Origin of the sequence: Sporosarcina sp. FSL K6-1522 (assembly GCF_038622445.1) — a bacterium.
In the GTDB taxonomy this organism is placed as follows: Bacteria; Bacillota; Bacilli; order Bacillales_A; family Planococcaceae; genus Sporosarcina.
In genome coordinates this window covers 1,283,305-1,309,874 of the sequence record NZ_CP152019.1, presented here as the reverse complement: position 1 = coordinate 1,309,874, position 26,570 = coordinate 1,283,305, and the positions used below count along the sequence as shown (strand labels likewise).

At 44.6% G+C, this 26,570-nt stretch carries 21 protein-coding genes, 2 rRNA genes and 1 riboswitch; of the genes, 1 reads left to right on the top strand and 22 read right to left on the bottom strand.

From position 1 onward, the window contains the following. Positions 1-10: 10 nt before the first annotated feature. The 5 genes from pcrA to MKY34_RS06345 all read right to left on the bottom strand — a co-directional run bounded on the left by pcrA (position 11) and on the right by MKY34_RS06345 (position 6,193). Positions 11-2,242 carry a DNA helicase PcrA gene (gene pcrA, locus MKY34_RS06365; RefSeq protein ID WP_342514365.1) on the bottom strand — a complete coding sequence of 744 codons (2,232 nt, stop codon included), beginning with the start codon at positions 2,240-2,242 and terminating at the stop codon, positions 11-13. 33 nt (positions 2,243-2,275) lie between these two features. Further along, the gene (locus tag MKY34_RS06360; RefSeq protein ID WP_342514364.1) at positions 2,276-2,986 is read right to left on the bottom strand and encodes a heptaprenylglyceryl phosphate synthase; all 711 of its coding nucleotides are present in this window, start codon (positions 2,984-2,986) and stop codon (positions 2,276-2,278) included. An 83-nt stretch (positions 2,987-3,069) separates the two neighbouring features. Next, a complete protein-coding gene (locus tag MKY34_RS06355) occupies positions 3,070-3,378 on the bottom strand; it encodes a YerC/YecD family TrpR-related protein (RefSeq protein WP_342514363.1) in 309 nt (102 codons plus the stop codon). A gap of 28 nt (positions 3,379-3,406) precedes the next feature. Further along, on the bottom strand, positions 3,407-4,465 hold the full coding sequence (locus tag MKY34_RS06350) for a DUF3048 domain-containing protein (RefSeq protein ID WP_342514362.1): 1,059 nt from the start codon (positions 4,463-4,465) through the stop codon (positions 3,407-3,409). A 9-nt stretch (positions 4,466-4,474) separates the two neighbouring features. Further along, a complete protein-coding gene (locus MKY34_RS06345; RefSeq protein WP_342514361.1) occupies positions 4,475-6,193 on the bottom strand; it encodes an adenine deaminase C-terminal domain-containing protein in 1,719 nt (572 codons plus the stop codon). A gap of 170 nt (positions 6,194-6,363) precedes the next feature. Between MKY34_RS06345 and MKY34_RS06340 the strand changes: the two genes are divergently transcribed. After that, on the top strand, positions 6,364-7,056 hold the full coding sequence (locus tag MKY34_RS06340; protein WP_342514360.1) for a class I SAM-dependent methyltransferase: 693 nt from the start codon (positions 6,364-6,366) through the stop codon (positions 7,054-7,056). 76 nt (positions 7,057-7,132) lie between these two features. On the opposite strand, the gene MKY34_RS06335 is transcribed toward MKY34_RS06340, so the two are convergent. The 17 genes from MKY34_RS06335 to MKY34_RS06255 all read right to left on the bottom strand — a co-directional run bounded on the left by MKY34_RS06335 (position 7,133) and on the right by MKY34_RS06255 (position 26,254). Then, entirely contained in the window at positions 7,133-7,840 is a 708-nt protein-coding gene (locus tag MKY34_RS06335) for an ABC transporter permease (RefSeq protein ID WP_342514359.1), read from the bottom strand. After that, the gene (locus MKY34_RS06330; RefSeq protein ID WP_342514358.1) at positions 7,837-8,688 is read right to left on the bottom strand and encodes an ABC transporter ATP-binding protein; all 852 of its coding nucleotides are present in this window, start codon (positions 8,686-8,688) and stop codon (positions 7,837-7,839) included. Before MKY34_RS06330 ends, MKY34_RS06335 begins: the two co-directional genes overlap by 4 nt. Positions 8,689-8,833: 145 nt before the next feature. Next, entirely contained in the window at positions 8,834-9,763 is a 930-nt protein-coding gene (locus MKY34_RS06325) for a LytTR family transcriptional regulator DNA-binding domain-containing protein (protein ID WP_342514357.1), read from the bottom strand. 374 nt (positions 9,764-10,137) lie between these two features. Further along, entirely contained in the window at positions 10,138-11,397 is a 1,260-nt protein-coding gene (gene purD, locus MKY34_RS06320) for a phosphoribosylamine--glycine ligase (protein WP_342514356.1), read from the bottom strand. 12 nt (positions 11,398-11,409) lie between these two features. Beyond that, on the bottom strand, positions 11,410-12,945 hold the full coding sequence (gene purH / locus MKY34_RS06315) for a bifunctional phosphoribosylaminoimidazolecarboxamide formyltransferase/IMP cyclohydrolase (protein WP_342514355.1): 1,536 nt from the start codon (positions 12,943-12,945) through the stop codon (positions 11,410-11,412). Between the two features lie 333 nt (positions 12,946-13,278). After that, on the bottom strand, positions 13,279-13,851 hold the full coding sequence (purN, locus tag MKY34_RS06310; RefSeq protein ID WP_342514354.1) for a phosphoribosylglycinamide formyltransferase: 573 nt from the start codon (positions 13,849-13,851) through the stop codon (positions 13,279-13,281). After that, positions 13,848-14,906, bottom strand: coding sequence for a phosphoribosylformylglycinamidine cyclo-ligase (gene purM / locus MKY34_RS06305; RefSeq protein WP_342514353.1), 1,059 nt, complete (start codon positions 14,904-14,906; stop codon positions 13,848-13,850). The genes purN and purM overlap by 4 nt, the downstream gene beginning before the upstream one ends. A 15-nt stretch (positions 14,907-14,921) precedes the next feature. After that, positions 14,922-16,346, bottom strand: a complete 1,425-nt coding sequence (purF, locus tag MKY34_RS06300) for an amidophosphoribosyltransferase (protein WP_342514352.1) — start codon at positions 16,344-16,346, stop codon at positions 14,922-14,924. Beyond that, positions 16,322-18,550, bottom strand: a complete 2,229-nt coding sequence (gene purL / locus MKY34_RS06295) for a phosphoribosylformylglycinamidine synthase subunit PurL (protein ID WP_342514351.1) — start codon at positions 18,548-18,550, stop codon at positions 16,322-16,324. Before purL ends, purF begins: the two co-directional genes overlap by 25 nt. Further along, positions 18,537-19,220 (bottom strand): phosphoribosylformylglycinamidine synthase subunit PurQ, encoded by a 684-nt coding sequence (purQ, locus tag MKY34_RS06290; RefSeq protein WP_342514350.1) that lies wholly within the window; start codon positions 19,218-19,220, stop codon positions 18,537-18,539. Before purQ ends, purL begins: the two co-directional genes overlap by 14 nt. Continuing rightward, positions 19,217-19,471, bottom strand: a complete 255-nt coding sequence (gene purS / locus MKY34_RS06285) for a phosphoribosylformylglycinamidine synthase subunit PurS (protein WP_342514349.1) — start codon at positions 19,469-19,471, stop codon at positions 19,217-19,219. Before purS ends, purQ begins: the two co-directional genes overlap by 4 nt. Positions 19,472-19,593: 122 nt before the next feature. Beyond that, positions 19,594-20,712 carry a 5-(carboxyamino)imidazole ribonucleotide synthase gene (purK, locus tag MKY34_RS06280; RefSeq protein ID WP_342514348.1) on the bottom strand — a complete coding sequence of 373 codons (1,119 nt, stop codon included), beginning with the start codon at positions 20,710-20,712 and terminating at the stop codon, positions 19,594-19,596. Beyond that, entirely contained in the window at positions 20,709-21,197 is a 489-nt protein-coding gene (gene purE / locus MKY34_RS06275) for a 5-(carboxyamino)imidazole ribonucleotide mutase (protein ID WP_342514347.1), read from the bottom strand. The genes purK and purE overlap by 4 nt, the downstream gene beginning before the upstream one ends. Positions 21,198-21,391: 194 nt before the next feature. After that, a riboswitch (purine riboswitch) is annotated at positions 21,392-21,491 on the bottom strand. 92 nt (positions 21,492-21,583) lie between these two features. Then, positions 21,584-21,772 carry an NETI motif-containing protein gene (locus MKY34_RS06270; RefSeq protein ID WP_342514346.1) on the bottom strand — a complete coding sequence of 63 codons (189 nt, stop codon included), beginning with the start codon at positions 21,770-21,772 and terminating at the stop codon, positions 21,584-21,586. Then, on the bottom strand, positions 21,769-22,290 hold the full coding sequence (locus MKY34_RS06265; protein WP_342515205.1) for a DUF5698 domain-containing protein: 522 nt from the start codon (positions 22,288-22,290) through the stop codon (positions 21,769-21,771). Before MKY34_RS06265 ends, MKY34_RS06270 begins: the two co-directional genes overlap by 4 nt. A gap of 833 nt (positions 22,291-23,123) precedes the next feature. Then, a 5S ribosomal RNA gene (gene rrf, locus MKY34_RS06260) occupies positions 23,124-23,239 on the bottom strand. 81 nt (positions 23,240-23,320) lie between these two features. Next, a 23S ribosomal RNA gene (locus MKY34_RS06255) occupies positions 23,321-26,254 on the bottom strand. Positions 26,255-26,570 lie beyond the last annotated feature (316 nt).

Below are 26,570 nucleotides of genomic sequence, written 5' to 3'. Positions count from 1 at the left end.
TGCTCCTTCATCATGCTTTTTCAATTGGTGCAAATTTCGCGAACAGACGCTTAATGCCAACTGGATTCGGGAATGCGATATCCAGCTCTACTTCTTCGCCCGTCCCTTTCACACTGACGACCATGCCTGTCCCCCACTTTTTATGGACCGCTTTGTCACCAGGGTTCCACCCCATTTTGTCTCCGCCACTCGTCTTATAAACAGGCTTTTTAACCGCTACACGTTTCGGTGCCGCACTTGCGGATGAATAACCAGAAGTGAAGCCTGAATTACGGGAAACGATTTCCACTATATCATCTGAAATTTCACCGATAAACCGTGACGGGCTATTGTAACTTCCCCGTCCGAAAATTGTTCGGTAAGAAGCAGACGTCAAATACAATTTCTGTTCTGCACGCGTTATGCCAACATAGGCAAGTCGTCTTTCTTCCTCCATTTCCTCGTCATCGCCGATTGAACGGGAATGCGGGAAGATGTTTTCCTCCATACCGATAATGAAGACAACAGGGAATTCAAGCCCTTTCGCTGCGTGCATCGTCATTAGGACGATTTTCTCCGCCGATTGGTTCTCTTCTTTGTCTAATGAATCAATATCGGCAATAAGCGCCAAATCCGTCAAAAATGCAACTAATGAACGATTCCCAGTATCCTCTTCAGCACGCTTCTCAAATGCTTCCGTAACAGATAGAAACTCTTCGATGTTTTCCAATCGACTTTCTGATTCAATGGTCTTTTCACGTTGCAACATCTGACGGTAGCCTGTTTTATCAAGTACTTGCTCAACCAGTTCGGTAACAGACAGATACTCCTGCATCTTTGTAAATCCACCGATTAATTCATGGAACTTCGCCACTTCATTTGCCGCCCGCGCTGTCAGTCCCATAAAATCAACTTCTTGTAATGCATCAAATATTGAACGATCATGCTCAATGGCAAAGCGCGCCATTTTATCGAATGATGTTGCACCAATACTGCGTTTCGGTTCATTAATAATGCGGGCTAGCGCAAGGTCGTCTTCATTGTTGGCAATCAAACGCAAATAAGCCAGCAAGTCTTTAATTTCCTTGCGATCATAGAACTTCGTCCCGCCAACAATCGTATAGTCGAGATTCGATTTAACCAAATATTCCTCAATGACACGAGACTGTGCATTCGTTCGGTACAAAATCGCAAACTGATCAAGCTTTAAGTTTTCTTGTTCTCTCAGCTCTAGAATTTTCTCAACAACAAACTGCGATTCGTCTTTTTCATCGCTCGCTTTATAGAAGACAATAGTCTCGCCTTCCTCATTATCCGTACGCAATTTCTTATCATAGCGACTTCTGTTATTCGTAATGACGTCATTCGCTGCTTGCAAGATGCGTTTTGTTGAGCGATAGTTTTGCTCCAACATAATCATTTCAGCATTTTTATAGTCTTTTTCGAACGATAAAATATTGCCAATGTCTGCCCCACGCCATCTGTAAATCGATTGGTCCGAGTCACCAACTACACAAAGGTTTTTGAACTTATCGGCTAACATATTCACAAGTCTGTATTGGGCATTATTGGTATCTTGGTACTCATCAACGTGAATGTATTGGAATTTGTTTTGATAATATTCGAGGACATCTGGAACACGTTCAAATAGGACGAGCGTCATCATGATCAAATCATCGAAGTCGAGCGATTGGTTTTTACGTAGCCGCTTCACATAACCATCGTAAATGTCCGCAATCGTTTTTTCATAGGGGTTGTGTGCATTGATTTGGCTACGGAATTCCTCTGCATTAATGCATTCGTTTTTCGCCGAACTAATTGCATTTAGCATAGAGCGTGGGTCATATTGTTTTGGATCTAGATTTAATTCTTTTAAGACGTTTTTAACGACCGACAGCTGGTCTGCCGAATCGAGGATGGAAAAGGTTTTAGACATACCGATTCGGTCAATGTTGCGTCGCAAAATCCGCACACACATGGAGTGAAACGTTGACACCCACATGCGCTCACCTGTGCCTGCGCCAAGTAATCCATCAATCCGATCACGCATTTCACGTGCCGCCTTGTTGGTAAAAGTAATCGCCAGGATATTAGAAGGATAAACGTTTTTTTCCACAACAAGATAAGCAATACGATGCGTGAGTACACGCGTCTTTCCCGAACCCGCACCCGCCATAATGAGCAGTGGCCCTTCTGTCTTTCTGACTGCACGGGCTTGTTCAGGATTCATGCCTGCTAAGAGATTTTCTGCAATTTCATTCATATACTACCGCCCTCTCGGAACATTTGTTCTTTATTATACACGTGTTTCACCTGGATGGGCAACGGATTTCACCGCTTCTACCGTCTGAAGCGCCGCTTTCAAATCCTCATAAATGATATTTCCCACGATGACTGTATGTGCGATTTCCGCCATTCTTTTTGCATCCTCAGCATTTTTAATGCCACCACCATAAAAAAGACGTGTTTTTTCTAATACGCGTGCTGCCGCTTCAACAATGTCAGTGTCACCGTATGTTCCGCTATATTCCAAATAGAAAATCGGTAGGTTGAAAAGGTGCTCTGCCATGCGTGCATAGGCAATGACGTCCTCTTCATCAGGGATTTCTGTGACCCCTGTCAATTTCGCTGCTTTACAATTGGGATTCACAATACAATATCCTTCTGTGACGATTTCATCCCAATCCATCATATGGCCATATTCACGAAGAGCCGCATGATGAATACCACTAATCCATTCAACCTTTGTCGCATTTAACACCGTTGGGATGAAGTAATGATCAAAGCCTGGTGTCACCGACTCTACTGTCGATACTTCGAGTGCAACCGGCACAGAATATCTGCGAATGCGAACGAGCAAATCGAGCACATTATCGAGCGTAACTCCATCCGTACCACCAACAATAATACCGTCTGTTCCTGACTCTGCAAGCTGTTCAAGTTGTTCGTCTGTCACCGTTTTAGCGGGATCTAATTTAAAGGCATGACGCCATGTTGTATAATCCATAGTCAACCACCTAATCTCATAATGTCCATTGTCATTAGTATACCAAAAAAACCGGACGAGTTCTTTCCACGCCCGGTTCTCACTTATTCACTTTCCGTTGGTTCTGGGTACAATCGATCTAGCACCTTATTGTAGCCACCTGGACCGTAATCGACGCAGCGACGGATTCGTGAGATTGTTGCCGTACTGGCACCTGTTTCACCTTGAATCTTATCGTACGTTTTTTTCAACCTCAGCATCCGTGCTACTTCAAGCCGCTGTGCCAACGACTGTAGCTCACTGATTGTACAGAGGTCATCAAAAAATTCATAGCATTCATCGAGGTCTTTCAATTCGAGCATCGCTTTAAATAGCTGATCCATCTGATGACCACGAATTTTATCAATTTGCATAGGTCTTCCCTCTCTCTGAATGAATTCCTCAAGGGGTATAGGTCACCGATGTCTCCATACCTGGTTTTGTCGGAACAATATGGATCCATGTCTTCCCTGGAACCAATTTCGCAGGTATACCGTTTACCACTGGCGTTAGGATACCATTATCATTTTTCCAATTAATCGCTTGAGCTAACCCCGCTTGGAACAGCAGCGCTTTACCACCTGATTCAAGATCGACCGCTTGGCGACCAATGTCATCGATTACACTGTAATCGACTTCAAATACAAGTACATTCGCCACTTCCACTTGCTCGTCATTCACTTTATCTGTTGTTACTCGCTCATTCACAGTTCGAGTATACGTTCCTTTATCCGCATCATACACATGATTGCTAGTGAAATTGGGATCCGTCCCATACCGAACAGTAATCGCAAATGCGTCGTCCCCTATTTTAGCATCTTCTAAGGCATCATGGAAAGAAAGCGGCGGCATTTTCTTCATTTCCATCGATGCATTCGCCTTATCTGCTGCTACAAGTACGTTGTCCCCCGAAATATAGGAATTATGCGGTGCTTTCCGGTCTGTCGAACGCTTAAATAGCGTACCATCGTATTGCATGCCATTGACATTATCAACGAAGCCACTCTGCAGTAATTTTTGCGCATCAGGGCTATAGCCATGCGCTACGTAGAATGCATCGAGCCCTTGCGCAACATGAACGAAATAGTCCCTTGCACTGCGAATAGGTCCGATTTCCTCAGGTAATTCGCTTTGGAATAGAGCTAAAAACCGGGTAACATTCGCTTCCGCGATAAATTCATAGATAATATCTGCATCGCTAATCCCCGACTGCGACCTTGCCAACGGATGGTTGTTAATAGTCACAAGGACTGGGCGACGCAGATTCTCCTCTTCTATCGCCATTCCTGTAAAAGGAGCTCTATACGAAACAACGGGCTCCTCCTCTTCTATAAGTACTTCTTCCTCATCCTCTTCTAATTCAGGTAAAGAATCTTCTAACGTCTCTTTTTTCGAGCAAGCCGCAAGTACTAGCAATATTATTGCCATACATATGAGCCATCCCCGCATTTTTCGATCCATTTCCGCCTCCTATCTTTCCGTTGCCGGAACGAGTACTTCATTCTTCATCACATCATGGAGTCCTAACTGCGTGATGCGTATATACGGTAGATGGGTAGATTGGAGAAACAGGAATGTATATACCGCATCGCCATGGATATGCCCACGTTCCGTTAGTGCTTTTTTCAATTCAAGCTCCTGCGCAATCAATTGTTCAAGCGGTTCGCTTGATAAACTTCCGGAAATCGGGAGCGGCACTGTCGCACGAACGTCTCCATTTTCGGTGAGTACCATACCGCCTCCAATGTGTTTCATTTCGTTGAACGCATTGAGCATTTCCTTTTTATCTTTACCGATTATAATAATATCTCCTGTGTTTGAATACGAAGAGGCTAGGCCTTGTACACTTGTTGCGAAGCCTTTAATGAGCGTATTAACGCGCCACTTACCATTGCGATCTACGAGCATTAGAAAGCTTTCATTATGATCATCTGCAAGCCTCTCAACCGTCGTATCCAGTTCTATCGTATACGGCTTCGTAATGACATCATTCACCATTTCAATACCGATTGTATGATCAAAAACGAAATCCGCTTCATCTAAATCGAATACTAGGTTGAATGCTGGGACCGCTGACCAATCAATCGCTTGGAACGGTTCTGTCGACTCACCATCACGCTTAAGCCATTTCCCTTTCGATAATACATCTGTTGGCACAGGATTGAATTCATCCTCCAAGAAATTTAACGTGGCATAACGACCTGTTGCAATCATGCCATGTACATCCGTCATATCGTAATAGCGCGCTACGTTATACGATGCCATCTGGTAGGCGTCAATTGGTAATACACCCGCTTCAAGTGCCACGCGGATGCATTTGTCCATCACGCCATCGATATGAAAGGACGGTGTCGAGCCATCCGTCGTCATCATCAAGTGATCAAACACATCCAGCCCCTTATCGACAATGCCTTTCAATAGATGTGGCAAGTCTGGGCGGATAGAGGAGTGACGAAGGGTTACGCCAAAGCCATGCAACAACCGTGCTTCCACCTCTTCTACTGTCATCGCCTCATGATCGCCATCTGCGCCAAGCAGACGCATTCGTGCAAGCGTGCGCTCCGATGCCCCTGGGAAATGCCCTTCAATTTTCTTGCCAGCTGTTTTAGCTGTACCAACCGATGCTAGCATGTTCGGCTCTTCTGCCATCAGCCGCGGCCACCCTGTTAACTCGCCGCCTATTAGCACATCCGGACGCTTCAACCACTCGCTAATCGACTCTAGATTAAACAGTTCTGCTTCTTTCCGAAGCGTCGTCTGTGAATCAAACCGCGCCCACCAGTAAAAGGAGAACGGCAATGTATGTAGCTGATCCAAAATGGAAAAGGACGTCGCATTATCCAATGATATGAACAAGATCAGATTATCAGAAATGAACGTCGTCGTCCCTAGGCGTGCTGCATAATCCGCAAACGTGTGTGGATTGTACAGTTGAAAAGGATGCGTATGCGGCTCAATGTAACCAGGTACGACTTTTTTTCCTGACGCATCGACAATTTCCGCCCCCTCGGTCACAGTCGGCATGTCCTTCCCTGCATAAACAATTCGATCTCCCGTAACCCAAATATTTCCCGTCATCCATTTTTTATAGATGGCATGCAAATACTCAGCGTTGGTAATGATAAGATCCGGTGCTTTTTTTCCATTAATCACTTGTAATTGATCATGTACTAGATGTTGTTCCCACATGTCATCTACCCCTTTGATTTAAAGTTTTCTCTATTATTTATCGTAGCATAGCATCCAGAAAATAAATAGAGAGGGCGTTTCATATATTAGAAATTTCAGATAGTAATTGAAGGGTTATCCCATCTTTTAACGAAATACTATTAGTATTACAATGGATGGGATTTGATAACATGACCGATAAAATGACATTCAATAAAGAAATGGCTACAGAATACGATAGAGGCGTACGTCGAACATTACCGACTTATGATTCTATGTTTCGACTTGTCCAAACATACCTGCGTACACATACTACGCAGCAAGCACATGTACTCGTCGTTGGTGCGGGAGGTGGCACTGAGCTCGCCACACTTGGTCCAACAAATCCCGAGTGGACATTCACTGCAGTAGATCCTGCAGCGCCCATGCTCGCTTTTGCACGCATGAAAGCAGATGATTTACAGATGACAGACCGTGTGGCATTCATCGAAGGTACTGTCGCTAAAGTAGAAGCAGCTAACATACATGATGCCGCTACCTGTATGCTAGTCCTGCATTTTATCCCAGACGTCGATGAAAAACGCCGCCAATTGAAAAGCATACGTCAACGCCTGAAACCGGGTGCCCCGTTTGTATTAGCGTCGATGTACGGAGATACCAATGCCCCAGAATTCGATGAGTTGGTCGCTTTGTGGAAAGCCTACTGGCTCGATGCGACGAGTTTAACGACGACAGAAATGGATGAGATGGAGAACACGATACGTCAACTGTCCTTCCTCCCCGAAGAGGACATCGTAGGTTTACTTCAAGAAGCTGGATTTGGAAGTATCGCTAAGTTTTTTACAACGACACTATTTGGCGGATGGATTTGTAAAGCGCAATAAATAAGAAAATCGAGTAACGAGCATCGTTTCACCCGCAGCGATGCCTGTTACTCGATTTTATTTTAATACCTTTTTATCAATCATCTTTCGTGCGTTTATTAAACAATACAATCGCAATGACTAGGGCAACAATTGCCCAAGCTGAAATGATCAGAAGTGGCATCCACATATCCGCCGTAGCACCGATTCGACTATGTTCTTCAAGAAGCATTAACTGCGCACTCGGTAACCCTTTCAACATACCTAAAATAGGATAGGTATCTGCAAGCATTAATCCCATTGGGCCAAATGAAAATATAAGCATTATCGGCATCACCGCAACAGAGGCTTCCATCACTGTTTTGGTAAAAAGACCACAAATAATCCCCAATGCTAAATAAAAGATTGTCGAAATCGCTAGACTAATCGTGAACAGAAGAAGATTTGATGGCGAAAAACCAACCATATACATCGTCAAAGCTACAATAACCGCTGTGATTGCAAAAACAAGCGCACTTTTTCCAATTAAAATATCTGCAATCGTTGCAGGTGACATCATTAAACTCCGCAACGTATTATTCTCTTTTTCCTCCGCAATTAAACAGCATTGAATAAAAGTTGTCACAATCGCAAATGTCATATTAATCGGCATCATATACATGTCTAGCGTATCCGCACCCATTCGATTATACATAAAGGCCAAGAATAATGGCAATAACACCATTGTTGATATAGCATAATTACGAGAAAATTCTTTGTAATCTTTCATGAAAATGGCACGGATTCGATTGATGGATACATTCATTGTAAGTCACTCCCTGTTAGTTGCATAAATATGTCGCCTAGTGTTGGTTCATTCGATTGAATACGTTGAACAAGCTGGCGATTCATCCAATCACTCAATTTTGTTGCAGTCGACGTTTCATTTAATGGTAAAATATAGTTCTCTCCATTGATTAGCGCTACATTGATGGATTGGTCACTGTATTGATGCATAAGATCAGCTGGTGATCCAATTTCACGAATTCTCCCTTTATGAAGGAAAGCAACACGATCACATAATGTTTCAGCCTCTGCCATATCATGCGTTGTTAAGAAAATCGTTGTGCCCATGTCATTTAGCTTGCGTAGTCCTTTATAAATATGTTCTGTGTTAACAGGATCTAATGCAGATGTCGGTTCGTCTAAAAACAGTAAATCTGGTTTATGCATAATCGCCCGTGCTAATGTTACACGCTGCGTCATCCCTTTAGATAACGTACTCACTTTTTTCTTGCGAGCTGCCTGTAAATTCACAAATTGCAATGCTTCATCTACAGCTGATGAAGGAAGCTGATATAAATTACTATAGAGTAACAAATTCTCTTCTACAGTGAGCCTCTTATAAAGGCCACTATTATCTGTTAGAATACCAAAGCGTTCTTTATTGGCACTTTCATTCATTTCCTTAGCAGGGACTCCGAAAATAGAAGCTTGTCCGAGCGTTTGTTCGAGCTGAGCTGTTAAAATTTTAATCATAGTTGTTTTACCAGATCCGCTCGGACCGAGAAACCCAAAAATTTCTCCCTTACGTATAGAGAAGGATACATCCTCCAGTGCCACGAAATCATTGAACTTCTTTCCAATATGTTGTACGTCAATTGCTGCTGTCATCAGCGCAACCCCCTTCATTCATTTGCTGACCTAAATGTAAGGGAATTGAAGAAAGTCCGCTTTAGAATCCTGTTTAAATGTAGGGAAATAACGATGAACTGTACTATATTGTCGATGAATGGTACGCATTATTCCCCAGGAAATACTACGAAATACCAATCAGTTCCTTCATTTCCGACAACTTGGTTCGCGAAAGAGGAACAACGGTGTTTTCTTGGACATTTAACTTTAAACTATAACTGTTTTTCGTCCATGTAATAATTTCTCGCACCTTCTGCAAATTCACGATATAAGAACGATGACAGCGATAGAAGCCATATGCACGTAAACGCTTTTCCAATTCTTGTAATGTGAGTGCGCAACTATAACCTGTTCCAGCCACGTTCACATAGACAGTGCCATCTATACTTTCAATATAATCAATTTCAGGTGGATTAAATAAGATGGTCTTGTCATTATGCTTCGTTTGTATTTTTTCGATTTTAATAATTGGTTCTTCCTCTTCAACTGAGGTCCGTGTAGTTAACTCCCCCTCGAAATCCATTTTGTGGAATTCCGAATGGTCAATTCGATAGATATCCTCTGTAATAAAAAGGAGTTCTTCTAAATTACTACTCAATAATAAGATGTTTCTTTGTTCTGCAGCCATTTGGTTGAGTAACTGAACAATCGTTTGACGCGCTTCTTCATCTAACCGATCAAATGGTTCCTCAATAATTAGTAAATCCTTTGAATATAAAAATGGGCGCAAAAATGACAAACAATTTTTAGCGCTTTCCGTCAACTTCTTTACTTTTTCTTTCCGCTTATGTTGGAGCCCAAATAATTGGAGCATGTCCTCAAGGGATATTGGACAGTTGCCCAAGTCCATATAGAATCGAAATGTTTCTTCTACAGTTAAAAAGGCATGATGACCTTCGTTTACCCGATGGACATAGCCAATTGGTTTCAATTGTTCCATGAGAAGTTGTGTTCGTTTAATATCTGTATAGATGCCTGTAATTTTCACATCGAATGTAAAAGCAGGTATCAGTATTTTGTTCTTTTCTTTTACTTCTTCTAGTTGAATGTTCATAAGTCTCTCCTAATTAAGTAGTTTGCAGTTATGTATGTAGATAAGTTGAACTATTGAATCCTACCAACACCGCTCGGCGCTAGGGGATGCCTACCGTCTAACTGATTTCACCTTTGCATTTTCTGTATAATTTCTGCAAAGGGCACAGAAATTATACAAACCGAACCCTTAGTTGTTCGGTTGGCTACCCCAGTCGCTGGAGATTAGATTAAAATCATAAGTTCAACCTATATTAAAATAAGCAAATCTCCTACCAGCCACATATTCTCTCGCCTTTCTCTCTTTAGTATAAGGAATTAGATAAATCCCGCAACCAAATTTTCCATAAAACAGAAAAAGACCATTCTCTCATTGCTGAGAAAATGGTCTCTTCTTTATTCAAACGTACGCCAGCCGATATCTCTTCTATAGAAGAAACCGTCCCATTCAAGCTGGGACAAGCCTTTATACACTTTTTCTTGTGCTTCTTTCAATGAATCTGCCTTTGCCGTTACAAGCAGTACGCGACCACCGTTACCAACAAAGCCCGTGTCACTCGCTTTCGTACCTGCATGGAAGACATCCAAGCCTTGCGCTGACAATACATCAAGATCCGGCAATGCTGCACCTTTTACAAGATCTCCTGGATAACCATCCGCCGCTACGACAACACCTAACATTGCTTCGTCATGCCACTTGAGATCGTATGGCTTACTATCCATTAGCGCCGCCATGAATTCACCGAAATCAGATGCCATACGCGGTAGAACGACCTGTGTTTCTGGATCGCCGAAACGTGCGTTAAATTCAATGACTTTCGGCCCTTTATCTGTCAGGATTAACCCCGCATATAAAATCCCTGTAAACGGAGTTCCTTCCGCCGCCATTGCTTCTACAGTTGGAACGACTACTTTATCATAAGCTTCTTGCACGATAGCATCCGAAATTTGTGGAACAGGTGAGTAGGCACCCATGCCGCCTGTATTCGGCCCTTTATCGCCATCATAGGCACGCTTATGATCTTGTGCAATGACCATTGGGTAAATCTGTCCATCGTGAACAAATGACATGTAGGAGAACTCTTCGCCATCTAGGAATTCCTCAATGACAACACGTGAAGATGATTCACCGAACTTCTGGTTACCAATCATATCGTCAACTGCGTCAAGTGCTTCTTCCAATGTCATTGCTACGATAACACCTTTTCCTGCCGCAAGACCATCTGCTTTAACAACTATCGGTGCTCCATTTTCACGAATAAATGCCTTCGCTTCTTCTGCGTCTGTAAATGTCCCATAACCAGCTGTCGGAATGTCGTACTTCGCCATTAGTTCCTTAGCAAAAGACTTACTGCCTTCAATAAGTGCAGCTGCTTTCGTTGGACCAAATGCTTTCAAACCATGTTCAGCGAAGTAATCAACGATACCTTCTGCAAGTGGTTGTTCAGGACCGACAAATGTTAGATCCACTTGGTTCTCTTTGGCAAATGCAACAAGTGCCGCGAAATCCAATGAATCGATTTGCACACATTCCGCATCATTTTTCATACCATCATTACCAGGTGCAACAAATACTTTTTTTACTGAAGGAGAGACATTGAACTGTCTAGCAATCGCGTGCTCACGACCACCGCTCCCAATAACGAGTATATTCAATTCAGTTCCTCCTCAATGTTTGAAATGACGAACGCCTGTGAATACCATTGTAATGCCATATTCGTTTGCTTTTTTAATAGAATCTTCGTCTTTGACAGATCCACCAGGTTGGATAATCGCCGTAATACCCGCTTTCGCAGCTGCTTCGACTGTATCATCCATTGGGAAAAATGCATCTGATGCTAATGCTGCACCTTTCGCACGTTCGCCAGCTTGTGTCAATGCGATATTCGCCGCTCCAACGCGGTTCATTTGCCCCGCTCCAACGCCAAGTGTCATATGGTCGTCTGATACAACAATCGCATTCGATTTGACGTGTTTAACTACTGCCCAGCCCAACTTCATCGCTTCCCACTCTGCTTCTGTTGGCTCACGATCTGTCGCTACTTTAATGTCCGCATCTGCAAAGCCGTATGCATCTGGCTCTTGCATGAGCAATCCGCCTTCAACAGACACCGTATTCCATTTATCTTTTTTGTTTTGATCAAATGAAATGGTCATTAAGCGAATGTTTTTCTTTTGCGTCAAGATTTCAACTGCCTCAGCTGTGAAAGCAGGAGCAATGATAATTTCAAGGAAAATTCCTGATAGTTTTTCTGCAGTTGCCGCATCTACTTCACGGTTCAATGCGATGATTCCGCCGAAGATTGAAGTTGGATCTGCTTCGTATGCTTTATTGAACGCATCGGAAATCGTTTCTCCAGTTCCAACGCCACATGGATTCATATGTTTTACTGCAACAGCAGCAGGTCCTTCGAATTCTTTAACGATTTGAATCGCTGCGTTCGCATCCTGGATATTGTTGTATGACAACTCTTTGCCATGCAATTGTTGTGCATAAGCGATCGAGAAGTCAGAACCAAGTGGGCGGCTATAGAATGCTGCTTTTTGGTGTGGATTTTCGCCGTAACGTAATGGTTGTTTCAGTTCGTATGTATACGTTACCTGCTCCGGGAATTCCTCGCCTGCAAGATCTGTTAAGTAACCAGAAATAAGTGCATCGTATGCCGCTGTGTGACGGAATACTTTTGCTGCAAGACGTCTGCGTGTTTCAAGTGTTGTTTGGCCATCCGCTGTTAGTTCAGCGATAACTTGCTCATAATCTATTGCATCGACGATAACTGTCACGTACGCATGGTTTTTCGCAGATGCACGAAGCATTGCCGGTCCACCGATGTCAATGTTTTCAATAGCATCGTCAGTTGAAACGTCTGGTTTTGAAATCGTTTCTTTGAATGGATACAAGTTGACACAAACGATATCGATTGGCTGAATTCCATGCTCTTCCATTTGCGCTTGGTGAGCTGGATCATCTTGTTTCGCAAGTAGTCCACCATGAATCATTGGGTTAAGTGTTTTCACACGGCCTTCCATAATTTCCGGGAAGCCAGTCACTGCGTCAACAGCTGTTACTGCTACGCCGTTGTCTGCCAAATGTTTCATCGTTCCGCCTGTAGATAGTAGCTCATAGCCCAGACCTTCCAATACTTTCGCAAACTCCAAAATACCACTTTTGTCTGATACGCTAAGCAGTGCACGTTTTTTCACGATTAAACCCTCCAGTTTTGGTATAACTAACATAATTGAAATAAAGATTTCCTTACACACCGCTCGGCGCTTGGGGATGCGTCCCACAATAAGCCGGACAGAAGATCACTGTCAGTCTTATTGCTCCGGTGACCCCAGTAAGGCGCCTTCGCTGGGGATTCGATGAAATCATAAGTTCAATACATATAGATTGATTCAACTACTGTATAAGAAAAGGCATCCTAAGTGCGCCGCGTCCTGCGGCGACGGATCCATGACCTACATCCTGTAGGCCCCCGGTTTTTAAATCCTTTGAACTCTGGTTGTTTAATTATAAGTAAAGCCGGTAAAAAGTTACCGGCTAAAAAGACTATTTAATGTTTCTTTATATAAATCATGTTCAACTGCATGAATGGCTTCCGCAGTCTTATCCACATCACCATCTACAACATCCACTGCACGTTGCGCAAGGATTGGACCTGTGTCCATTCCCTCATCTACGAGGTGAACGGTTACACCCGTTACTTTCACACCATGCTCAACGGCTTGCTCAATCGCATCTTTTCCAGGAAATGATGGAAGCAGTGATGGATGGATATTCACGATACGCGAAGGGTATGCCGTTAAGAGTGGCTGCCCAACAAGACGCATATAGCCTGCCAAGACAAGCCATTCTGCCTCTGCCGCGCGAAGCGCTCCAAGAATCGCTTCTTCGTATGTATCTTTCGAGTCAAAGTCTTTCGGTCGGAATGCTGCGACTGGAATCCCAGCTTGTTCAGCACGCTCCACAACATAAGCTTCCGGCTTATTCGTCACCATTAGGACGATTTCAGCGTTCAACTCACCGTTACGGCAGGCTTCCTCAATCGCTGCAAAATTACTGCCGCTTCCAGATGCGAAAACGGCAATTTTCATTTTACCAATCATTTCGAAAGACTTCCGTCGTGTTCGCCTGTGAACGTAACGCCTTCACCTGCTACCACACGTCCGATTTTGTATGCTTTTTCACCATGCTCTTCAGCAATTGCAATCGCACGATCTGCTTGATCAGCTGGCAGTGCAACGGCAAAACCTACACCCATATTGAAGACGCTATACAAGTCTTTATCCAATAGCTCGCCTTTTTCTTTCAGCATGTTGAATACTGGAAGTACTGGCCATGAACCAAGGTCGATTTCTGTTCCAAAGCCATCTGCAAACATACGTGGCAAGTTTTCGAAGAATCCTCCACCTGTAATGTGACCCATTGAATGCACATCTAGCTCTTGGTGCATTTGAAGAACAGGCTTTGCATAGATTTTCGTTGGCTCAAGAAGTGCATCGCCTACTGTTCCAAGCTCTTCGTAACCATCAATAACACCATCAATTGCATAGCCGTTATCTTCAAGAACGATTTTACGAACGAGTGAGTAACCATTTGAATGGATACCGCTTGAGGCGATTCCAACAATGACGTCGCCTACAGCTACTTTTTCACCTGTGACGATATTGCTCTTCTCACAAGCACCTACTGCAAAACCAGCAAGGTCGTACTCATCAATTTCGTAAAGACCTGGCATTTCTGCCGTCTCTCCACCGATTAGTGCCGCGCCCGACTGCACACAACCATCTGCAATCCCTTTAACAATCGCTTCAACCTTTTCAGGTACAGCTTTTCCAAGCGCAATGTAATCTAGGAAGTAAAGTGGCTCTGCACCTTGTGCAACAATATCGTTGACACACATCGCAACACAGTCAACACCGATTGTGTCATGTTTGTCTGCCATGAACGCCAGTTTCAACTTTGTGCCAACACCATCTGTACCGGAAATCAGCACTGGCTCTTTATACTCGAGCGCAGAAAGATCAAACATGCCACCAAAACCGCCAAACGTTCCTGCAACACCTTTACGTACAGTACGTGCAACATGTGATTTCATCCGTTCAACTGACTCGTAGCCAGCCTCAATATTTACCCCTGCACTTTCATATGCCTTCGACATGCAAAAGCCTCCCTATCAAACGATTTCTTTTTTATGTGGTAAAACTGTATCTGAATAGATTTCTGTAGGATATTCACCTGTGAAACAAGCCAAACATTGCCCACAATTTTTCATGCTATCTGAACGCCCAATTGCTTTGAGCATGCCTTCAGGCGACAAAAATGTTAACGAATCTGCTTCGATCAAATCACGGATTTCCTCCACTGATCGATTTGTAGCAATTAGCTCGGAATCAGTACTAATATCGACCCCGTAGAAACATGGGCTGACAAGTGGCGGTGAACCACTGACAACATGCACTTCTGTTGCCCCTGCTTCTCTTAACATCCTCACAATGCGTTTAGATGTTGTACCACGAACAATCGAATCATCCACCACGATAACTCGTTTTCCTTTGACAACTTGTTGGACTGGAGACAGTTTCATCTTCACGCCTTGTTCACGCAACTCCTGTGAAGGCTGAATAAATGTACGCCCTACGTAACGACTTTTAATGAGCCCTAGCTCGTAAGGTATGCCACTTTCTTCTGAAAAACCAATCGCCGCGGAAATACTCGAATCCGGTACGCCTGTGACAACATCCGCTTCAATATGCGACATTTCACGCGCAAGTTGTTTCCCACAACGTTTTCGTGCCATATGAATATTAATGCCATCAATATCTGAGTCCGGACGTGCGAAATAAACATATTCCATCGAACACATCGCCGAGTCTGCCGCAGGTGCAAATCGTTCTGAATGCAGGCCTTTATCATTGATGATAATGAGTTCCCCCGGTTCAACCGAACGAATACACTCCGCACCGATGATATCAAATGCGCATGTTTCCGATGCAACGACCCAAGCATCTCCCATTTTACCAAGTGATAGTGGGCGTAAACCGTTTGGATCCTGTGCAACCATTAGGCCATCATCCGTTAAAATAACGAACGCAAAAGCACCTTTTAACATTGCCAATGCTTTTTTCACACGCTCGCGCTGGTTTAACGAACCACTCGTTCTTTTGATTAAATGTGCAAGTACTTCTGTATCCGAATTCGTTTGAAAAATACTGCCTTGACGTTCAAGATGCTCACGCAGTTCAACCGCATTGACAAGGTTCCCGTTATGCGCAACAGACAGACTGCCTGTTGTCGAACGGAAAACAAGTGGCTGCACATTTTCAATGCCGCGACCATTTTCAGACGAGTAACGCACTTGACCAATCGCTGCACTACCTTTTAGGTTTTCAATCTCGTTCCCTGAAAACACATCGTTAACGAGACCTTCTCCTTTAATAACATGCAACTTTTTGCCATCTTTCGTCACAATACCGGCGCCTTCTTGCCCTCGGTGTTGCAATGCGTGCAGACCATAATAACTGATCTGCGCCGCATCTTCATGCCCCCAAATGCCGAACACACCGCACTCTTCGTTTAAGCCTCTGAGTTCAGCAAGCATGGGATAGCTCCTTTCCAAGCAGAACGGAGTTCATCAACCGCCCCATCAATCAACGTTTCGCCATTGTCACCTGTAATCACGATGTTCGCATCTGCCGTTACCGCACCAATCTTCACTGCATCCTGTACAGCTGCTTCAAACGCCGCTGCGTTATCTGCTTTTACCGTTACTAGGAAACGAGATTGTGTTTCACTGAATAAAGCCGTTACTGCAGAACCTGAAATCGTTACATTTGCGCCTAAGCCTTCTGCGTCAAATGCTTTTTCACAAAGTGCAACTGCAAAGCCACCTTCAGATAAATCTGTTGCAGATTGAACTAGGTTGTTTTGGATTGCTGCAAGAAGTTGTTGCTGACGTGTTGCTTCAACGTCAAGATCAATTGCTGGCGCTTGTCCAGAAATCTTACCATCTGTCATTTGTTGCAACTCACTGCCGCCAAATTCCGTTGCCGCTTCACCGATTAAGTAAATCGCATCGCCTGCGTTTTTGAATGCAGTCGTAACCACATCAGATAAATCATGAACGATACCAACCATACCAATTGTTGGTGTTGGATAAACTGGAACACCGTTTACTTCATTGGATAATGATACGTTCCCACTAATAACTGGTGCATTCAATTTCACACATGCTTCTGAAATACCTTCAGCAGATTTCTCAAACTGCCAGAACACTTCCGGCTTGTCCGCACTACCAAAGTTCAAGCAGTCTGTAATGGCAATAGGTTCTGCACCTGAACAAACGAGGTTACGCGCTGCTTCAGCAACTGCAATTTTTCCGCCCGTTTCTGGATCAAGGTAAACAAAACGTGAGTTACAGTCAGATGTCATCGCAAGCCCTTTGTTCGTTCCACTTACACGAATCACACCTGCTGATGAACCTGGTGCAACGACTGTGTTAGAGCGTGCTTGTGTATCGAATTGATTGTATACCCATTCTTTTGAAGCAATTGTTGGACGTTGGAGTAATGCTTTCAACGTTTCATTCAAATCTTCAACAACAGGCTCTTTATTTTCCATCGCTTGGAACTCTCTATAGTAAGCAGGTTCCTCTGATTTTTTATGATAAACCGGTGCATCTTCTGCAAGTGCGTCTGCTGATACTTCCGCAACCACTTCACCTTTATGCAGTAGGCGTAGCATTTTATCGTCCGTTACTGTACCAATTGACACCGCTACAACATTGTATTTTGCAAAAAGATCTGTAACTTCCTGTTCACGACCTTGTTTCACAACGATAAGCATACGTTCCTGTGATTCTGACAACATCATTTCGAACGGTGTCATACCCTCTTCACGTTGCGGCACAAGATCCAGATTCAACTCAACGCCACAACCTGCTTTTGACGCCATTTCAGCCGCTGACGAAGTAAGCCCAGCCGCCCCCATATCTTGAATCCCAATTAACGCATCCGATTTCACCAGCTCAAGGCACGCTTCCATTACAAGCTTCTCAAGATATGGATCGCCTGCTTGCATAACTGGTAGTTCAGCATCTTCTTCAACCGACACTTCAGATGATGACATCGTTGCGCCATTAATGCCGTCACGTCCTGTTGTAGCACCTGCATACATCACAGTGTTGCCTACACCAGAAGCAACTCCTTTTTGAATATCTTCATGATTTAACAAGCCGACAGCCATCGCATTAACAAGTGGACGTTTTGAATAGCAGTTATCGAATTGAACTTCGCCTGCAATCGTCGGAATGCCAATGATATTGCCGTAACTAGCAATCCCTGCAACCGCTTCTTCAAATAAAAAACGGTCTCGTTCCTCTGTTAAATCACCAAAACGCAATGAGTTAACAAGTGCTACAGGGCGTGAACCCATTGAGAAGACATCACGTAGAACTCCGCCTGCACCTGTTGCCGCACCGATGAACGGTTCGATTGCAGATGGCGAGTTATGTGATTCCATTTTGAAAACAACTGCCTGATTATCACCGATATCAACAATTCCTGCACCCTCACCTGGCCCTTGAAGGACACGTGTTCCTTCAGTTGGGAACTTGCGAAGTACCGGTTTTGAACTTTTATAAGAACAGTGCTCAGACCATAATGCAGAAAACAAACCTAATTCTGTATAGTTTGGAAGACGACCAAGCTTTTCTTCAGCAAGTTGGAATTCCTCGTCTGTCATCCCTAGTTGTAAATATAATTTTTCATCTTTAATTTGCTGTGCGTTCGGCTCATGAGCTGACATTGTTTTCACTCCACCTTTTCAAGATTGAATTGAATAGAGGTAATCCGTCTGTACCTCCGATAATTTCCTCAACTGCACGTTCAGGAAGTGGCATCATGCCGAGTACATTTCCTTGTTCATTTAACACACCGGCAATTGCAGCTGTGCTTCCGTCTACGTTACCATCCGCATATGTAAAGACAATACGGTTCGTATTTTTCAATTCCGCTACCGTTGCTTCGTCAACATAGTAGTTGCCGTATTCATGTGCAAATGGAATTGTAATTTCTTGCCCTTTGGCATAGTCTGCTGTGAATTTCGAATCTACATTGTGAACTGTCAACTTTGCTTTGCCTGATCTGAACTTCAAATCTTTGTTGCGTAGGAATGCGCCTGGTAATAGGCCAGCCTCCGCAAGAATTTGAAAACCATTCCCAACGCCAAGTACTGGCTTACCAGTTGCCGCAAATGCTTTTAAGCTGTCAATCGCTGGTGAGCTTTGCGCCAGTGCACCTGGACGTAGGTAGTCACCGTAGGATGCGCCACTTGGAACGAATACTGCGTCAAAACCGTCAAGATTCGCTTCTGTATGCCATACATACTGTGCTTCTTTGCCTAGTACTTCATTTACCGCGTGATGCATATCGATATCACAGCCCGATCCTGGAAAAACTAGAATAGCGAACTTCATTTGCCCGCGACCTCCCCGATTTCGTATCGGTAATCTTCGATAACTTTATTGACCAACAGCTTCTCGCACATTTCTTTGACACGTGCATCGATGTCTGTAGCAGAACCATCCAAATTAAGTTCAATCAATTTCCCGATGCGTACGTTTTCGACTTCTTTATACCCCAATGTTTGAAGCGCTTCTTTCGCTGCAATTCCTTGTGGATCAACAACACTTTCACGGAGTGTTACGTATACGTTTACTTTCGTCATGTCTTTTTTCCTCCCAAATGGAATTAGATTGTTTGATGAAAAGCTACGTCAATTATTGATTTTAATCAAGACGGAGCCGCTTTAAATTTAAAATGGAACACTCAATCATAAGTATCCCCCTATTACGCCCAAATACCTGTAGCTTCAATTTCTTCCAACATGTTTTCAATGTCGTCTGTCATGATTGTCACATGACCCATTTTACGATTATCTTTCGCTTCCGCTTTACCGTATAGATGAATTGACCAATCAGGGTAATCCGTTACAACCTTTTTCAATGGTGCTACATGTTGACCAAGTACATTCACCATAATAGATGGCGCCCATAATTTTGGCTTACGTAACGGCCAACCGCATACCGCACGAACATGCTGATGGAACTGTGATATGTTACAAGCCTCTATGGAATAATGCCCTGAATTATGAGGTCTTGGTGCTAACTCATTAATAATGATTTCATCGTTTTCAAGAACGAACATTTCAACCGCCAATGTTCCAACAAGTTCAAGATAATCAGCGATTTTTGTCGCCGCCTCTTCAGCTTGTGCAATGACGTCTCGACCTACTCGCGCTGGCACGATGGATTCGTGCAAGATATGATTTTTATGAATATTTTCAGCAACTGGCAGGCAATAAGACTGTCCAGCCGCATTGCGTTGTATAATAACGGAAATTTCTTTTGTAAACGGTACAAATGCCTCTGCGATACATGCTGAATGAACAAAAAGGGATTCTGCTTGATGTAGATCCTCTTCAGAATCGATTTTTACTTGTCCTTTTCCATCATAACCGCCAAATGCCGTCTTCACGATGCACGGGAAGCCTACACTAGCAATTTTTGACGTTAGCTCTTCAAATGTCTGTGCCGCTACATAGTTTGCAACAGGCGCACCCGATGCCGTAATTTCTGCTTTTTCATTAATTCGGTTTTGTGTAATTCTCACAAGCTCCGCTCCCTGTGGTACATGGGCAATTTGCGTAAGCCTTTTTAATCCTTCATAATCGATATTTTCGAATTCATACGTAATCACGTCGCTGACCTCGCCAAGTTCTTCCAATGCCGCTTCATCGTTATAAGGTGCCACAATTCGAATATCTGCAATCTGACCACATGGTGAGTCCATTACAGGATCCAACACTGCGATTTTGAAGCCCGCTTCCTTAGCAGCAAGCCCCATCATTCGACCAAGTTGGCCCCCACCGATAATCCCGATTGTTTGTCCTGGTAAAATTGTTTTCATACTAAGTCACCGCTACTTTCCAATGCAACGTCGCGCATCGTGTTACGGCGCTCTTCAATACGTTTCATTAACGCTGGATCATTAACACCTAAAAACTGTGCTGCAAGCAAACCTGCGTTCGTAGCACCGGCTTTACCAATTGAAACCGTCGCAACTGGGACGCCGCCTGGCATTTGAACAATCGATAGCAATGAATCCATGCCGTTCAACGCCTTTGACTGCACCGGCACACCAATAACAGGTAGCAATGTTTTTGCTGCAACCATTCCCGGAAGATGTGCTGCTCCTCCCGCTCCTGCAACGATAACTTGAATGCCTCTATCTTGTGCCTGCTCCGCATATTCAAACATGAAGTCCGGTGTACGATGTGCAGAGACTACTTTCTTCTCATAAGGGACTGCAAGCTCGTCCAAAATATCACATGCGTGCTTCATCGTTTCCCAATCACTTTTACTGCCCATAATTACGCCGATTTTCGGTTCCAATTCTAATCCGCTCCTTTTATTAGAAAAGCGTAAGGTGCCATTTTAGACACCCGAAGCCTAGCCAACAGTTTCCCAAATTAAAAAGTCCTCGAATAAGCCACTTCTCATATGCATGAAAAGCAGATCATTCAAGGACATTGAAATATGCGTTAAGATGGCTATACCCATTCGGCCCACACCTTTCGCTACCATTCCTGAAAGTCGCTTTCCCGCATAGTCCAGGCATTCCGGTGCCTTAGTAGAAACACTGAGGCCTATTCCTCAGCATATATGGGGATTCCTATTTACTCTACACATTTTATCAAGAGAAAGCCTATTCGTCAACGCCAAAAGACGAACGTTATAAAATAGATATAAAATATCGTTCGCCTTTTAGACACCTTCTTTTAGTCAATAAGTGTTCCTTTAAACTTGATTAGTTGCCTTACTGGAACATACTCCCCATTCACTTCCTCGAATTGAGGTTCTTCTTTTCTTCCGATCACTGAATACCCTTCTGCTGCCATTCTTTGCAAACATTCTTCAATCGTCTCTTCTTCTCCTACTTCAAACCAAATCGTTTTCTTCCGACTCATTTAAACAACTTTCCTTTCCGGACCGTTTTCACCCAGAATCCACCATGTATCGTTTTTGCTTCATATACAATAATAAATGCCTTCGGATCCATTTCCTTAATCGTAGCATAGAGCTTCAGTTCATACTTACGAGGTGTCAGTATTTGCATCGCTGAACGATTACCTTCAAGTCCGTTGGCAGACCAGTCCGTAACACCATACCCCTTCTCTCTCAGTATGGCTGGCATTTTCCTATCCTCATCTGCCGTAATGACATTCACGGTAATATAACCAAGCGCCATCTTCTCTTCAATCTTCGTTCCAATAATAACCCCACAACCATATCCAAGCGCATAGGCGATTAAATTTTGAATCTCATTTAAGTTATCCAACACGAGCCCTAGCCCTACAACATAGATAACAACTTCAATCACGCTAACTGCAGCCGCGATATACCTATACCCTTTTAGCGTCAAAATCATGCGTACTGTAAAAAATGTTACGTACACAATATTAATCGCAAAAATAATAAGAACCATTTGCACAACGCCCACCCCTTCCATTACTTATAAAATGAACATCTCCAAGCTCTATTACAACTTTCCTTCTCCGATACAAGCTGAACAGCTTATATCATGTCTAGGCCCTTCACAGAAATTATACATTAGATAGTAGGGTATAACTATAATCGTAACTAAAGAAGTTAGCCAAGGTTTGTAGACTATCAATTACGCCTCGGCGGATGTCACGTCCTGTGGCATTGTCGGCACTAGTACATCCTATACGTCGGGGACTTGGGCCTGCACGATGAAGGTCATGCAGGCGTTGCCAATCGAACAGCGAAGGGTTCGATTGGCCTTAATTTCTGCGCTTTTTTTGCAGAAATTAAGGCACCGTTCTTTGGACGTGGCGACCTTAGCCTGTGTTCCTATATCGTTCAGCGGGTGTTTGAACACCCACTGAACAGAAAAACAAAAATGTCGCCACCTATCGAGGTGGAAGTTTTCTGTAGCTGACGCTTCGCTTTCAGTACAAAAAAATTTGCTGAATGAAGATAAAAAGCGAGCTAACTCGCTTAGATGCGGTAGATGTTATATAAATTGAACTAAAGAATCTTACCAACAACGCTCGGTGCTTACGGCTCCGGCGATTGCTTATAAGGCGCCTTCGCTGGAGAGTAGGTTAAATCATAAATTCAACCTATATAGATAAAATTAAAAATGAATACAAAAAAAGCCACTACTGAATCAGCAATGACTTTCTCATTATTTCAAGCACAAAATACGTGTGATTTCTTATCTTTATGGTGAAGAATTTTTCATATTTAATTTTAAAAATAAAAAAAGCCACTACCTATTGGCAATGACCTTGCGCCCGGCGACGTCCTACTCTTGCAGGGGGGAACCCCCAACTACCATCGGCGCTGAAGAGCTTAACTTCCGTGTTCGGGATGGGAACGGGTGTGACCTCTTCGCCTTCGTCACCAGACTATTTTGAGCTTGTTCACTCAAAACTGAATAAAACCAACATTGTATTGCACAAATCGAGCCAACCGTGCGCTTTTTAAATAAGGTTAAGTCCTCGATCGATTAGTATCCGTCAGCTCCACACGTCGCCGCGCTTCCACCCCAGACCTATCAACCTCATCTTCTTTGAGGGATCTTACTTACTTGCGTAATGGGAAATCTCATCTCGAGGGGGGCTTCATGCTTAGATGCTTTCAGCATTTATCCCGTCCACACATAGCTACCCAGCGATGCCTTTGGCAAGACAACTGGTACACCAGCGGTGTGTCCATCCCGGTCCTCTCGTACTAAGGACAGCTCCTCTCAAATTTCCTGCGCCCGCGACGGATAGGGACCGAACTGTCTCACGACGTTCTGAACCCAGCTCGCGTACCGCTTTAATGGGCGAACAGCCCAACCCTTGGGACCGACTACAGCCCCAGGATGCGATGAGCCGACATCGAGGTGCCAAACCTCCCCGTCGATGTGGACTCTTGGGGGAGATAAGCCTGTTATCCCCGGGGTAGCTTTTATCCGTTGAGCGATGGCCCTTCCATGCGGAACCACCGGATCACTAAGCCCGTCTTTCGACCCTGCTCGACTTGTAGGTCTCGCAGTCAAGCTCCCTTATGCCTTTGCACTCTACGAATGATGTCCAACCATTCTGAGGGAACCTTTGGGCGCCTCCGTTACTCTTTAGGAGGCGACCGCCCCAGTCAAACTGTCCGCCTGACACTGTCTCCTGCCCCGATAAGGGGCATGGGTTAGAAGTCCAATACATCCAGGGTAGTATCCCACCAACGCCTCCTCCGAAGCTGGCGCTCCGGGCTCTAAGGCTCCTACCTATCCTGTACAGGATGCATCGGAATTCAATATCAGGTTACAGTAAAGCTCCACGGGGTCTTTCCGTCCTGTCGCGGGTAACCTGCATCTTCACAGGTATTATAATTTCACCGAGTCTCTCGTTGAGACAGTGCCCAGATCGTTACGCCTTTCGTGCGGGTCGGAACTTACCCGACAAGGAATTTCGCTACCTTAGGACCGTTATAGTTACGGCCGCCGTTTACTGGGGCTTCAATTCAAAGCTTCGCTTGCGCTGACCTCTCCTCTTAACCTTCCAGCACCGGGCAGGCGTCAGCCCCTATACTTCACCTTGCGGTTTTGCAGAGACCTGTGTTTTTGCTAAACAGTCGCCTGGGCCTATTCACTGCGGCTCTCTCGGGCTTTAACACCCTACCAGAGCACCCCTTCTCCCGAAGTTACGGGGTCATTTTGCCGAGTTCCTTAACGAGAGTTCTCTCGATCACCTTAGGATTCTCTCCTCGCCTACCTGTGTCGGTTTGCGGTACGGGCACCTCCCGCCTCGTTAGAGGCTTTTCTTGGCAGTGTGAAATCAGGGACTCCGGAGACAATTCTCCTCGCCATCACAGCTCAATGTTATAGGAACGGGATTTGCCTCGTTCCACACCTCACTGCTTAGACGCGCATAACCAACAGCGCGCTCACCCTATCCTACTGCGTCCCCCCATTACTCAAACGGCGGGGAGGTGGTACAGGAATATCAACCTGTTATCCATCGTCTACGCCTTTCGGCCTCGACTTAGGTCCCGACTAACCCTGAGCGGACGAGCCTTCCTCAGGAAACCTTGGGCATTCGGTGGAAGGGATTCTCACCCTTCTTTCGCTACTCATACCGGCATTCTCACTTCCAAGCGCTCCACCAGTCCTTACGGTCTAGCTTCAACGCCCTTGGAACGCTCTCCTACCACTGACACCTAAGGTGTCAATCCACAGTTTCGGTGATTCGTTTAGCCCCGGTACATTTTCGGCGCAGCGCCACTCGACCAGTGAGCTATTACGCACTCTTTAAATGATGGCTGCTTCTGAGCCAACATCCTGGTTGTCTGGGCAACGCCACATCCTTTTCCACTTAACGAATACTTGGGGACCTTAACTGGTGGTCTGGGCTGTTTCCCTCTCGACTACGGATCTTATCACCCGCAGTCTGACTCCCAAACATAAATCATCGGCATTCGGAGTTTGTCTGAATTCGGTAACCCGGGATGGGCCCCTAGTCCAAACAGTGCTCTACCTCCGAGATTCTTAACGTTTGAGGCTAGCCCTAAAGCTATTTCGGAGAGAACCAGCTATCTCCAGGTTCGATTGGAATTTCACCGCTACCCACACCTCATCCCCGCATTTTTCAACATACGTGGGTTCGGGCCTCCAGTAAGTGTTACCTTACCTTCACCCTGGACATGGGTAGATCACCTGGTTTCGGGTCTACGACCCCATACTCATTCGCCCTATTCAGACTCGCTTTCGCTGCGGCTCCGCATTCACTGCTTAACCTTGCATGGAATCGTAACTCGCCGGTTCATTCTACAAAAGGCACGCCATCACCCATTAACGGGCTCTGACAACTTGTAGGCACACGGTTTCAGGATCTATTTCACTCCCCTTCCGGGGTGCTTTTCACCTTTCCCTCACGGTACTGGTTCACTATCGGTCACTAGGGAGTATTTAGCCTTGGGAGATGGTCCTCCCGGATTCCGACGGAATTTCACGTGTTCCGCCGTACTCAGGATACACTCTGGAGAGAATGGACTTTCGACTACGGGGCTTTTACCCGCTACGGCGGACCTTTCCAGGTCGCTTCGCCTAATCCATTCCTTTGTAACTCCGTGTAGAGTGTCCTACAACCCCAGGAAGCAAGCTTCCTGGTTTGGGCTCTTCCCGTTTCGCTCGCCGCTACTCAGGGAATCGATGTTTCTTTCTCTTCCTCCGGATACTTAGATGTTTCAGTTCTCCGGGTCTGCCTCGTTTACGCTATGTATTCACGTAAACGTACTACCCCATTATGGGCAGTGGGTTTCCCCATTCGGAAATCTCCGGATCAAAGCTTACTTACAGCTCCCCGGAGCATATCGGTGTTAGTGCCGTCCTTCTTAGGCTCCTAGTGCCAAGGCATCCGCCGTGCGCCCTTTCTAACTTAACCTTTATACGGATTTCGATAAGCTTCACATTGCGTTGTCAGCTCAGTCATTCAGATCCTCACGTGCGTTAGCACGCTCCGGTCTTCACTCCATCACTTCCTAGCACTGCTTGCTTCTCGCAATCCTCGGGTGACTACAATTGCATAGCGATATGCGCCTGTAATCGTTAAAAAGTATTGCAATAAGTTGATTACACATGTAATCGACTCGGTTGATTCTTGATTTGTTACTTTCAATGTCGTTTTATCCAGTTTTCAATGAACAAGTTTTGAAAAAGATCATCTATAAAGGAAAGATGAACCTCCAAAACTGAACGCA